Below are 13,046 nucleotides of genomic sequence, written 5' to 3'. Positions count from 1 at the left end.
TCGTCGCCGCTATGGGTCAGTGGCCGACCACCGCGCACTGTGACCAAAAGACTGCCTCGGCGGCGACATTGAGGATGATATCGGCGACCTCGTTGCTGGCGGCGTCTATGACGATGCGTGTGTGCCTAGTGGCCCTCCCCCGGCTGCGCCGTTTCAAGGGCGGCAAAGATTCGTCCGACGGACTAGGCCAACCGGCTGATCCTCTCGGGACGATGTATCAGCCAACAGGCCGAATGGATCAAAGGGTTCAATGAAGTCTATATCAGCGGCACAGCGCAGGCGAACAACGAGAGAGATCCGGCCCGACCTGTGATGCCGCACTTGTTGTCGGCGCAACCCAACTACTGAAGGATCGACCAACTGAAAATCTTCTCGTGCGCTTCGTCCCACGCGCGCGCCGTGGTCGATGACGAGGAGGTTGCCGCAATGTCGGAGGGCAAGCGATGAGCCTGATGGAATGGTTATTTGGTAAGCCGGAGACTTTCAAGAACGTGAGGGTCCTGCAGGGCAGGCCGGTTCTCGCCGGGACCACGATCAAGATGTCTCCGCAGGTGATCGCGGTCGAACCGAATGAGGCCGATCCGCATATCAAGGAGGACTGGGACCGCTTTCTGCTGGGGCAGACGCTGATCGACACCCTCGTTCCCTACGCGAGAAACCCGGCCCTCTTCTCCACCCACGAATTGCGGTACTTCACTAACCAGTGGATTGCCGCCATGTCGGAGGATGACCGGACAGCGATGTCCGAAATCCTCGTGCGTAACAGGGGCAAACGCGATTTCAACAGGAGGAATAGATGATCGGAACCGTGAAGAAGCCGGACAAGAGGGGCGAAATACGATGGCCGAACTGCATGGGGTGACATTTAGCTTCTGTGGTTGCCGCCCGTTGCCCAAGCAGTTTCTGACCCTTTTGACGTGTGATCGAGTGCGGTCTTCCGTTCTTCGCCGATGAGGGCCAAAGGGATCGTCGAGCGGCCTGTGCGGTGTCGCTGCGGCTGTCGCGAACGCCATCTACAATGCAGCCGGCATAAAAGTCCGGGAAGATCCGCTGACCAATGAGTTTACGAAGGTCAGCTATCCTAGGTGCACGGCAGCGTGCCGTGCCCTCGAGGATAACGGGCGTGTTCGCCATTCGGGTTTGGCGCCGGCGCCTCTCTTGTGTCCCGAGGCGTATTTTTGCGTTCATCGGACTTTGGCGCCGAGACCTGAGGATCTGGGCCGCGGACGGGCCGCGCTTTGGGATCGCCCTTCCTGGGCGGAATAGCAGCTTTCTCAGTCATAGTTCGTAACTCGCGTTTGCCATAAGAAGAACCGCTCGGCGGAAGCAGGGTTCCAATCGAATGCGAGCATCTCAGCCTTGTGGTGGCCTCGACGCAAACTCGCTCCGCTACCAATAGCTGGGCTCGAAGCCGCGCCCGCGGTGCGGCTTCATGGTCTGGCAGAGAGCTCGCGCCGATGAAGTCCCAGGAGGTGGGCTAGCAAGATAGCGCTGGTCCTCGGCAATTTCCCCTAACCTTGCGGAGCAAGGCTTGTTCGGATGCCGGCCTCGGCAAAGCGGGTCAACTGGGTCTGGGTCGCCTCCTCGGTATAAAGAACGTGAACAGCGCGACCGTTGGCCGTGAGCTTTTCAGCCTCCTTAAAGGCTTCTTCGAAACTGACTGGAATTGCACCGGTGAAAGGATCGTCCTGTTCCAATACGTAAAACGTGGCATTTCGGATACCAGTGGTCATCGGCGCTCTCCTTTCGCGCAACAATAGATGGCGAGCGCGATGGTTCCGGATGACAGGGATTTACCCGACGCTGCACCACCGACGATGGCCAGGAACCGCAACCGACTCGTCGGTCTCATGTCTCTCCGCGCCGGCGACCAACGGCGCAGAGGTCGAAATCTCGAAGCACCATGGGGCCGATCATCCGGTCGAAGCGGTTGTGCAGGTCCAGGAAGCTCGTTGCTTAATGGCGCGGGCGTCTGAAGGCTGATCCTGATGACCGCTCTCGCCTTCTTCATCGGCTACCCTTTGATCATGGGCACCGGCGCCGACACGCCGGTGGTCGTTTCGATGCTGTACTCCTATTCGGATTGGGCGGCCACGGCGATCGGCTCCACGCTCGGCCACGACCTCCTGATCGTCACCGGCGCGTTGGTCGGCTTTTCCAGAGTCGCGTCTTGATCCTCCTCAGCTAGAATCGGAACGTGCGATATGGCCTACGATATCCAGTCCGCCGCGCTTATTTACGACAAACTCCCAATCACGTGCCCTGAGGCCGATTGCGCCGAGGATCCGATCCCCTGTCTGCGCAAGTTTGGTTTGCGACGCTGGAAGCCCAATTGCGTGAGCTACGAGCGCGCTCTCGTTTTCGACAGCCCTGAAGATGAGCTTTTCACTTGGGCGTACTCCATAGTGTTCCAGTACGCGCGCAGCGAGCTCGGTTGCTCCATGGCGCGGCAGGGTCCCGCGGTAGATATCGGTAATTTCGACACTGCTCTGATCTCCCAGATGGAGCTCCTTCCCGGGGTCATTGACGATCATGTTGACATGAGCGGTCGGATGGTCCGGCACCCGGGCCCCTATCCAGTGAGCGTCTGCGTCCCTGTAGTAAGCCACGTCGGGTAGTTGGATTCGCTTGTATTCACTAGATGGCGGCACATCGTCAGTGGCCGGTGGGCGTTTCGTCGCGCTTGCCACGGCCTCGTCGGTTGAACCAAGTCTCCGGACGGGGCGTTGCTGATCCGGTTGATCTGCCGCCGGCTGCCGATCAACACGATCCGGCTTCCCGGCATTTTGCTGATCCAGGATCTGCGATGCCTGTGAAAAGATCGCGCGGTCACGTTTGGTTCGCAGAGTTTCCGCGACACTATTTTTTCGGGACCAGGTATACACCCTGCGTTTCCCATCCCATCTCGACCGGCGTGCCTCCGATGCGCCGCGCGAGGTAGTAGCGTGTTGTCGTTTTGCTACCCTTCGGCGTCTGGTCGATCAGATGGGCGATCAGTTCGACGTGCAGACCTGTCTCTTCGTATGCCTCCTTAATCGCGGTGGTCTGTAGCGACAGGCCCTCCTCGACCGAACCCTTTGGAAAGGTGCGAGCGCCCGCAAAATGATTGGTCGATTCGATAACCCACGTGCGGCCATCCGGCTCGACGATGACGGTACCGGCCTTCCGGATACCGTCATGGGCAGGAGGTTCCGCGAGGCGCGGATTGTGGCCAGGCACTCCCTGCCAGCCTTTCGCCGTCGTTGGAGGCTGCCACGGCATCATCGGCACATTGTTCAATATATTGGGGAAATCTCCGCGGGGTGTGAAGATGGCTGTCTGGCTTGCATCGGTCCAGGTCGCTGGCCCGCTCGGTTGTGTTGGGGAGGTTATCGTAACTAATCGACCGAGTTCATCGGGCAGGGGGTGATTGATTGCAACCGGAGGTCCCTCTGGCGGCGCCTCGCTCAGAGAACCAAGTGTGCGCGTCGAACCCGGAACAACAAGCTCCTCCAATTCCTTGGCCTGGTCCCATCTCAACCCGAACTGGTCGGGTGATTCCAGCCAGTCGCCCATAACAGGTTTCTTGGTATTGCCGTCTCGTTGAGCATCCGCCTGACGAACAGCGTTCTGCCTGATATTCTCCAGCGCGGATTTCGGCACATCGAACAAATGTAGCCGGACATCATCCATTTGCCCGCGTTTGCGCTCGAAGTAACTTCGGGAACGTTCAAGCGGTCCGAAATTGAGCCAGATCATCGCTTCACGATTTTCCTGGGTATCAAGAAAACTGACGTGACCGCTCTCATCGATAGAGATTCGCCTGTTTTCGGCACCTTCAACACGGGAGACTGTAATCGTGTTCTTGGCGATAGCATTTCCACCCGCCCTCCAGCCATCGTCCGTCATAATCAGGACCGGGCCCCCGAGCGCTTCCGCAAGATCGCGGGCAAACTTGTGTGTCCCCTCGTCAGAATCCAGGGTCAAAAGCATTGCCGCTTTATCGCCAGAGTATCCTGCCTCGCGAGCTGACGCAGCAACGTGTTGCGGCCCTCTCGACAGCAACTCTTTCGAGTGCGCATTGATGACGAACGCTCCTTGCGGGGCGAGAAATCTATCAATCTTCACTGAATCATCTTGAGACAGGACTTCGAGATCGGCCGATTCCCTTTTCTCGAGCAAGGTCCACCTTGCTCGCACAGCTTGCCCCTCCTTTGTGCTGCGCGGACTTACTTCAAAATTCGGCTGGATGACGGGTTGCGTTACAGGATCTGGAAAAAACAGAGCCCACTGCCTATCGTTAAAGTCTCCTATAAGGCCATACACGGGAGCATGAGCCTCTGTCGCCAGCTGTTGGGCGTATGAGTTCCTCCCTCCTGCGGCCGTATATTCCGCAAGAAGCGCGATAGGTTGCCCGGGTGTGTAGGATTTTTCATCGAGACCAAAATGTTCGCTAAGCCGATTGACCAGTCGGTGCGGTGTAATAAGCCTCCGGCGTCTATCCATAATCGCGGTCACCGGGGCGCCCTGCAAATCAAACAGGGCATCGCGTGTACCGAATGCGCTGACGACATAAATATCTGGACTTATCAGTATGGAATTCGACTGGTCTCGACGATCGTGGTTCGGCTTGTAGATCCACTGTGCGTCGACCTTTCTTGCCTCGGTGTAGAAAAGACCTGTTTCCGGTATATATTCAGCCATCCATTCCTGGAGCGGGTACTCGCTCTTTCTCACCGGATAAGCGGTCTGAAATGGTCCGGCTCGTTCAGGCGATGCTGGCAGCGGCGTAACAAAGCGCACGTTCTGCGCTGCGTTCGAAAGTCTCTCTTGGGGTGCTTGATGCGAGACTCCGGAAATGGTGCGCGTCGTCCCTGCCCGCGGCAGATACAATACGCCTGCGGGGTCCTCAACGACGGGAAGGCCGGACTTTAGCAAATGGTCTCGCGTCCCGGGAGCTGCCTTGTCGCGAGTCAAACGCTGCAATGGGGCAAATCGGAACGACGGCTCAGTCGAAGTTTCGGAACTGAGGGATTCAGCAGGAGCATTGTCATCTGACGCGCCACGGATTGACAACGGGGTGACATGCTCTTGCTTGCTCCTGTTTTTGCTCCTGTCGACGCCAAGGTCTGCTTGGTCGAATATTGACGCGGGGGGAAGATCGGGAAGGATCTCGGCATAGCCGATGTGCAGCCCGACCCCGCGTTCCGTCGGACGCTTGGGGTTGACGATGTCCGACAGTCCGCTCTCGCGAACATAGGTTTGAATGCGTTCGTTGGCCGCCTCGATTGCTGAATTCAGATGCCCCTCTTCGACACCGATGACCACCGCCGCAATCTCATCCCCGCCGACTCTCATCGGCACTACGGTGCCGCCCTGCTCGGCGAGAGAGGCTCGAAAGATCCTGGCCAGGGCCCGATAGTGCGCGTTAGCCCGCTCCGCCCTGTTCTGCATGGCCTGATTGAGGCCTCCGAGGTTGGCAATGTCCGCCGAGACAAAGAACGCCGGCTCGCCCGTCTCCGAAACATGATCCTGCGCCCGTCTAAGCTCGGCCAACTTGAGTCCAGAAACCCGCGCATCGTAGAAACCCGTCACGTCGTCGCGAGCCATCGGTTGATAGAGAGACCCTGCCGCCTCACGCGAAACGCCCAGTCTCGCAGCCCGGTCCACGAACGCGGCAAGCGAGACGTCATCCGGAGAAACATACGTCCCCTCGACTGACCTGGCGCCGGCCCGGCCCGTCGACCCTGCCGGATTTGGCCGGGAAAGGGCCGAAACCTCCCGTGTCTGATCTAGGATTGGGGCTTTTCCCGCTCCTTTCGAGCTTTCCGTATGTCCAGTTTTGATTTCGCCACCGCTCGTTCTTCGGCGAATTTCCGTTCCAGTTCCTCTATACGCTGCTTGCGCTGCTCCGGGGTCAGCCCGGTCAGTCCCAACCGCTCGTCTCTGTTCTCCTGTGACATGCTCTTGCTTGCTCCTGTTTTTGCTCCTGTCGATGCCAAGGTCTGCTTGGTCGAATATTGACGCGGGGGGAAGATCGGGAAGGATCTCGGCATAGCCGATGTGCAGCCCGACCCCGCGTTCCGTCGGACGCTTTGGGTTGACGATGTCCGACAGTCCGCTCTCGCGAACATAGGTTTGAATGCGTTCGTTAGCCGCCTCGATTGCTGAATTCAGATGCCCCTCTTCGACACCGATGACCACCGCCGCAATCTCATCCCCGCCGACTCTCATCGGCACCACGGTGCCGCCCCGCTCGGCAAGGGAGTCGCCAAAGATCTTTGCCAGGGCCCGATAGTGCGCGTTAGCCCGCTCCGCCCTGTTCTGCATGGCCTGATTGAGGCCTCCGAGGTTGGCAATGTCCGCCGAGACAAAGAACGCCGGCTCGCCCGTCTCCGAAACATGATCCTGCGCCCGTCTAAGCTCGGCCGACTTGAGTCCAGAAACCCGCGCATCGCAGAAACCCGTCACGTCGTCGCGAGCCATCGGTTGATAGAGAGACTCTGCCGCCTCACGCGAAACGCCCAGTCTCGCAGCCCGGTCCACAAACGCTGCAAGCGAGACGTCATCCGGAGTCGAATAAATCAATTGGCGAGCATCTACTCCGCTTGCAGGCGATGCCCGTTCAAGCGCGGCGAGTTGCGCATCGTTCAGCTTTGCCTTGTTTGCTCTCGTGATGCCGGCGACCTGATCAGGAGAAAGGCTCTCCAATTCCCGCGGCTCTAGGCGGGCCAATTGCCCCGGCATCAACGCGCCGATATCTTCTGCCGCCGTATCGGCCGTGATTTCGGGTTTACTGTAGGTAACCTTCCCAATAATTGGCTCTGCAGTGCCCCCGGTCTGGAGCAGATCGGAATTGGCCGGATTCGAAAGATTGTACAAGTTACGGAGCACACGCTCGGACGCGGCATCGGGATCATTCCCCATATGCCGTCGGTAGTCGTTCCACAAATCGATCGGTTCCTTTTCCCGTCCAGCGGCAGACAGGCTGCGAGGTCGAGGCTGTGAATTTGCAAACTCGACAAACCCGTTCAATTCCCGAAGCACACCTTCTTCGTCGGGCGTCGAAGGTCGAAGGTTCGTTGGCGGTTGTGGTGCTGCGACAGGGGTCGTTCCGCCGTCTTCAGCCCCACCCTTTCTTGGCCGGGTCATCAAGAGCCCGCGCGTGCCGAACGCAGTGCCGACGGTCCCGGTGGCAACGCCGGCGACCGCATTGAAAATATCAATGCCCTTCATTTCCGAGCCGTGCGCCGCAATATCGTGCACCGATACGGCAGTCATCGGTACGCCGATTCCGAGGGAGGTCCAGTCGAGCATTCGAGAAGCGCGGTTCAGCAAACCGCCGTTGCTCATATACTCCGCGGACTTGAGTGCCAGCGGCGTATTCGGCCGAAGGGCTCCGATGCTGCCTCTGCCGGCCTGGAGCAACGACATTTCCGGTACCGCGCGAAACGTGCCGAATGTACGCAGCCCGCCTGCGCCCATCGGTATGAACGAGCTCGCCGCCGCTCCCATATTCATCAGCGATTCCGTGTCACCCCACTCGCCGCCGTGTTGGAGATGGTTGACCTGTTTAACTATGGCTCGTCCGCCGAGATATGCACCCCCAGTCATCGCCACAGGGGCCGCGACCGGCGTTAACGGCGGCACAAAGGAAGCAACTGCTGCCACTGATGTGACGCTCCCGACGACCGGATCAATCACTTTTTCTGTAACAGTGAAGTTGCGCGCGTCGACGACCTCGAGCGGAATTGTCGAGTCGCGACCACGTCTCATGTCGAGACCGCGGGGCACGACAAGCCGGTCGCCTTCTGCGAACTGACTGTTGTTGTCCTGGAAATCGCCGAGGCTTTCGAACTTCTTGCCGGTCACATCAACATAATAGACTCTGGCGTCACTCTCTTTTACCGCGATTAACGCTGTCTGTTGGCTGCCCTCTTGCTCGCTCACGTGGAACATCGGAATGATTTTGTATTGAGCGGAGTCGCCGCCGATTTCGCGAATTTCCGCTGTAATTTTGCCTACCGTGTCGGCATCACTGCCGACCTCGAGCCCGAACACGCCGGCCACCGTAGTATCAAGACCTTCACCCGTTTTGGCGACTTTGAAGTGTTCTGTGTAACCGCCATGGTAAAGATCCTCAATCTTCAGCTGATACTCGCCAAGAGCTTGCTGACGTCGCTTGTCGAGATAGGCGTATTCGGAGTCCTTTCCGTATGAATCCGACGCTGCGTCAACAAGCAGCTTGATGGGCTGACTCAGGGCGAAATCGAGCCGGTTGCGTGCCTGACGGGCTTCTTCGAGCGCGCGTTCGGTCGAATCTTCCTGAGCGATCGCCATATCCAAAGCACGTTGCGCATTGGAGACCTCCGGGTGTTCCGATTGCTGGGCTGGGGCTTGAGCGCCATTAAGGGCGGGCGGCTCTGTTCCATTGCTGGTGGTGCCGGAAGACGGTTCCGGCCTCCTTCCGCCATACTTGGCAAGAGCATCGTCACGAGCTTTTTTCAGCTGCGGAATATCAGTGCGAAGCGCTTCTAGCTGTAGATCAAGATTGTTGATCTCGATCTTTTTGATGTCTTCCATCGCAGAAATGGCGGCTTTCTGCGCTGCTTCGAGGCTGCCTGCCCCGCAAAGACTCTCCGGACCTTCGACAATATTTTGCCATTCCTTATTGAGTTCGCGATCCTTAAGCTCGCCGCTCACCCTCTTGTCATTGCGTGCGAATGTCAGCTGAACTCGCTTCGGGTCGCCGTGCTCATAGGTCGTCTCAAGATATAGTTGGTGGTCTTTTGGATCCTCGACGACGTCCTGCTTCTGGATCTTGCCAAGATAATCCCCGCCATAGGTTGTGTACTCCTTTTCCCAATCGTGTAGATCAGGGTAATCCTTCCGATGTTCGGCGATGATTTTCTGCTTTGTGCCCTCCGCCTTTTGCTGCAGGGCCGTCAGCTGCTTGTTGGCGCTGTAGTAGATCCCGTATGTCTCGCCGGCGCGCACATTCTCGCTCGCCTGCTTCTGCTGCTTCAGGGCGTTATCGAGTTCCTGTCTGGCTTTTTTGTTCTCAGTCGTAGCAGGCTTGGTGGCATCAAGCCGCTGCTGCTTCATGCCGACCAGGTAGTCGGCGAAAGACTGGTCGCCCCTGGCAGTATAGGTATTCGCCCGGGCAAAGAGATCATCGACTTCAGCCTTTTTCGCGTTTCGATCAACGATCGCCTCGCCCCTGTTGTAACCGGGCGCGGAAACGTACGTTCCGCCCTTTGCTATGGGAGGGGGCAATGTCCCAGTCTTGGCCACGGCCTCGCGGGTCAGGCGCTCGGCTTCGGCATACTCTTTTGACGTCCCACTGGCTGCCACGACCTGTTTGTCGGCCACAGAAAGCCTTTGCCGGGCCTGCTTGAGTGTACCCAAGGGTGCGGGTTTCTCCCAACGCAGGTCATGTGGGGCCAAGGCCTCGTCAAGAATCTTCGTTGAAGCCCTAATAGCCGTACTGTAGGCGGGATCGAGAGCGTAGACGTTCAGTTGCTCAGTCGCCTGATCGATCTTTGCCTGCGTCTCGATCAGGCTCGCTGCCGCTGTGTTCTCCGCAGCCATGGCCCTGGCGACCTCGGGATCCATCCAGAGGCCGCCAACCTGGACCCATTCCTTGCCGGATGGCGCCTTGGGCTCCGTCGGTTGCGTCGTTTGGCCGACGCCGTATTTCTCAATCGCCGCCTTCGTCTCTTTCGATGCTGCTTTCGCTGCTGCATCCAACTCATTATAGTTCTGACCAAGCAGCATCGCATCTATGGCCGTCTTGGCGACGATACCTTCTTTCGCCTTGGCGGGATCGTTGCTGTTTGGATTCATTTTCAGCAGCGTTTGCGCCAGCGACAATTCAGGCGTCCCCGGCTTGAGGGTCAGTCGCGTGTCGTCGGTTTCCTTGAGCAGCGTTGAAGTGCCGTCCGCAGCGGTCGTCAGCGTATAGCCGTTGAACGAGACCCTCTCCGTGGCCTTCCCAAGCTTTGGATCCTCGACGCGCGTTGTTGTCTCACCGGTCTTTGCATCGCTGACGGTGCGGCTGCTTGCGCCGTCGCTATACTTGATTTCCGTTATCCCCGTTCCATCCTCATTGAACTTCGACGTGGTTGCGCCATGTTGGAAATCTTCATAGTGGGCGGCAATGACCTTACCGTTGGACTGATCGACGATTTTTACTGTTCTGACGTCACCATTGTCGCTGGTTGGCTCGACTATTTTGATTTGATACTCGTATCCATTCGCTTCAAACTTTTTTTTCTGAGCCGCAATTAATCTGTCGAACTTTGCCTCGGGTGGTTCCGCAGCGGCTTCAAGTTTGGGAATGACGAGAACAACACCTGCCTCGAGCTTCTGATCCAGGCGCAAGTCGTTAGCCGCAGCGATAGCGCGCCCACCATCGCGGTGGCCAAGCACCTTGGCGATTGTCTGCGGCGTCTGCTCGTTGCGCACGGTATAGGTGCTTTTGGATGTCGATACCTGCGCCGACGGCGCCTTCTGCAGATTTTCGATACTGCGGAAAAATCTCGCGATGCGACCAATGTTGAACGTCAAGAAATCACCTCCGCCCCGACCACCGCCTGGGTTCCTCTGACTTATGCATCATCTTTAGTTTGATGGTGACCAGCACGAGCCGGTCACAGGCATTTGGCCCGAAGCAGGGATGGACGTTGGGCGAGCTTCGGATCGAAACGTCCAGGCAACATACGAGAACTGGTGTCCACGCCGTCAGGGACGGGAGGTCTCCCGTAAGCCTCGTTGCCACCGAGCGCCTGTAAAGCCGTCATCTCACGCTTGGTGCTCGCGTCATTCGACCGAAACCTTTGGCCGACGGCCTCCAAAGTGAACGCCATGCTTACCTCCCCTGCGTGCGTCAATCGTGGTGGAGTTGCGCCTACCTAGAGGCGTCTGCTGTATTCAGCTCTCTGCGGTGCACCCCATACGACACGTTTTGCAAGATGAAAAGAGTTTGCCACAACTATTAGTTACTGCACATTTTCGAAAGAACTTGAACAGGGGACTTATTAGCGTTGCTTGACTTGAACCTGTCGTTTCCAGGATGTCGGCAACCTAGCGGTAGTTATCTCGCTTTGTTCATGTCGCCTGTGAAATGCGGGTGCCAAGGCAGCACGGCATAACAATGCATGATGCCGTTCCCTCACGCACAGGCATCGCAATAAGTAGCCTAAGCTAAAAAAAGGCGAGTGCCCGTGGCTTGGCTCTGCACCGGCCCCTGCACCCTACCCTGCTAGAACCTAGAATTCCCTTGCAAGCATTGCTGCCTCTCTCTTGGCATTCTCTCTCGCCTGCGTATCGATTTCCGCTCCATAAAGGGTCTTCTCAACGATGATCGTGCTGATATCGCTGATGCCGATGAAATTCAGCCACATCTCCATGTAGGGCCGTTGAAAGTCATAGCCTGCTTGGGGAGTCGCCGTCGAGCTCGAAAAATAATCGAGCCCGCGCGCATAAATAACTGCTGCTTTCTTTCCGGTGAGGCGGCCTGTAAAGCCATTCTCATCGAAGTTGAAAAGGACGTCCTTTTGCGAGATCAAATCAATAAGGTGTTTCAACTTGTAGGGAATGCTGAAGTTCCATAGCGGCACGGCAAACAGGATCTTGTCGGCAGCTGAAAAAGGTTGCGCGAGTTGCTTTATTCTATCCCAGGCGGCCTCTTGAGAAGACGTTCGTACTCCACCGCTCAGTCCAGTATATTTTGCGGCCATGGCCTCTTCGTCGAACTCAGGCAGGTCCGTATTCCACAGGTTCATCTGTTGGACCGTGCTCCCCGGATGCTTTTCCTGATAGGCGTCAAGAAATGACTGCGAGACTTCGATTGACGCCGAGCGCTGTTTGCGGGGCGAGCATTCCACGTAAAGCAAGCTTGTCATGATCTGCCTCCCTGGTCCTTGCTTGGTCGACGCACCAGTTCGATTGCGGTTGGCGCAGTGAACTGTTTGGGGGACCATAGGAGCGGTGTTTTGCAGACACCAACGAATTAAAGTGCGGTCACTTAGAACGATTCGCGATAGGTGACCTGAATGTTCAAGTTAGAACAACTGCGCTGCTTCGTGGCAGTGGCCGAGGACGGCGGATTCAGCCGCGCCGCGGCGCGGCTTCACCTTACTCAGTCAGCCGTGAGTGCACAAATAAGGCGTCTGGAGGATCAGGCCGGATGTCAGTTGCTGACCCGGAGCACACGCTCAGTCGCCCTCACCCCCGAAGGCGAAAGGCTGTTGGGCTACGCGCGCGCCATTCTGCGTCTTAACGAAGATGCTCATGCCGGTGTCGCTGCTTCGCGGTTCGTCGGCAAGGTCAGGATTGGGGCGTCGGAGGATCTTGCGAGCACCTGGCTCCCACGCACCCTACGGCGGTTCAAGGCATTGCATCCTGAAGTACTCCTCGAAGTTGATGTCGGAATACCGACGAACCTGTTCACAGCACTCGACGATGAGCGCCTTGATGTGGTGATTGGCAGCCGCTGTCGTGGCGAGGGCCGCGGATGGCGGCTCTGGCGGGAGCCGCTCGTCTGGGCATTCGCCGAACACGATAGAATTGTGTCCCCGGAGCCAATTCCGCTCGCATTTTTCCCAGAGCCATGCCCATACCGCGAAGCTGCGATCGAGTCGCTGGCGGAGAGTCAGCGGCCATGGCGGATCGCTTACACTAGCCCGAGCATCGCTGGTGTTCGAGCTGCCGCGCTTGCAGGCTTGGCCGTGACACCCCTGCCACGCAGCTCGCTCTGTGGCGGATTGGTCGAACTAGGACCAGAAGTCGGCCTACCTGTTCTTCCCGATGCTGAGTTTTTGATTGCCGTGAATGAGGCCAAGGTCTTTCGGCGCAGTGCGGACATTGGCGGACATGATCCGGGGCACTGCCCCCTCTTCTCGAGAAGATACCGCTTAGTGTTAGAAAGGGTTCGGATAACTTCGTTCACCCGTTCCTAGATCTAGGATCAGGCCGGCCGCGCTCCTTCCAGTGCAGGAAGACTTCGACCACGCCGAGCACCACAAAGGCGGATCGCGATTGGTGCGGTCGTCTTCAGCATGGAA

The 13,046-nt window shown here is 57.8% G+C and carries 6 protein-coding genes and 1 pseudogene; 3 read left to right on the top strand and 4 right to left on the bottom strand.

Features of this window, described 5'->3' with window-relative positions; genetic code table 11:
• The first annotated feature begins 443 nt into the window (after positions 1-443).
• Positions 444-800: a hypothetical protein gene (locus USDA257_RS11765; RefSeq protein WP_014763177.1), complete on the top strand. Its 357-nt coding sequence runs from the start codon at positions 444-446 to the stop codon at positions 798-800.
• Between the two features lie 711 nt (positions 801-1,511).
• Here the strand turns inward: USDA257_RS11765 and USDA257_RS11760 are convergent.
• Positions 1,512-1,733 (bottom strand): hypothetical protein, encoded by a 222-nt coding sequence (locus USDA257_RS11760; RefSeq protein ID WP_041414117.1) that lies wholly within the window; start codon positions 1,731-1,733, stop codon positions 1,512-1,514.
• Positions 1,734-1,979: 246 nt separating this feature from the next.
• Here USDA257_RS11760 and USDA257_RS11755 point away from each other — a divergent pair.
• Positions 1,980-2,159, top strand: a pseudogene (locus USDA257_RS11755) (NAD(P)(+) transhydrogenase (Re/Si-specific) subunit beta); the annotation flags it as partial.
• 21 nt (positions 2,160-2,180) lie between these two features.
• Here the strand turns inward: USDA257_RS11755 and USDA257_RS36010 are convergent.
• The 3 genes from USDA257_RS36010 to USDA257_RS11735 all read right to left on the bottom strand — a co-directional run bounded on the left by USDA257_RS36010 (position 2,181) and on the right by USDA257_RS11735 (position 11,885).
• Positions 2,181-2,885, bottom strand: a complete 705-nt coding sequence (locus USDA257_RS36010; RefSeq protein WP_014763175.1) for a hypothetical protein — start codon at positions 2,883-2,885, stop codon at positions 2,181-2,183.
• Positions 2,860-10,548 carry an NUDIX domain-containing protein gene (locus USDA257_RS11745; RefSeq protein WP_014763174.1) on the bottom strand — a complete coding sequence of 2,563 codons (7,689 nt, stop codon included), beginning with the start codon at positions 10,546-10,548 and terminating at the stop codon, positions 2,860-2,862. Before USDA257_RS11745 ends, USDA257_RS36010 begins: the two co-directional genes overlap by 26 nt.
• A gap of 701 nt (positions 10,549-11,249) precedes the next feature.
• Entirely contained in the window at positions 11,250-11,885 is a 636-nt protein-coding gene (locus USDA257_RS11735; RefSeq protein WP_014763173.1) for an FMN-dependent NADH-azoreductase, read from the bottom strand.
• 150 nt (positions 11,886-12,035) lie between these two features.
• On the opposite strand from USDA257_RS11735, the gene USDA257_RS11730 reads away from it, so the two are divergent.
• Entirely contained in the window at positions 12,036-12,941 is a 906-nt protein-coding gene (locus USDA257_RS11730) for a LysR substrate-binding domain-containing protein (protein WP_052316338.1), read from the top strand.
• Positions 12,942-13,046 lie beyond the last annotated feature (105 nt).

The organism is Sinorhizobium fredii USDA 257, assembly GCF_000265205.3.
Lineage (GTDB): Bacteria > Pseudomonadota > Alphaproteobacteria > Rhizobiales > Rhizobiaceae > Sinorhizobium > Sinorhizobium fredii_B.
Note: the sequence above shows the minus strand (reverse complement) of the source record. Positions and strands in the feature narration are given on the sequence as shown.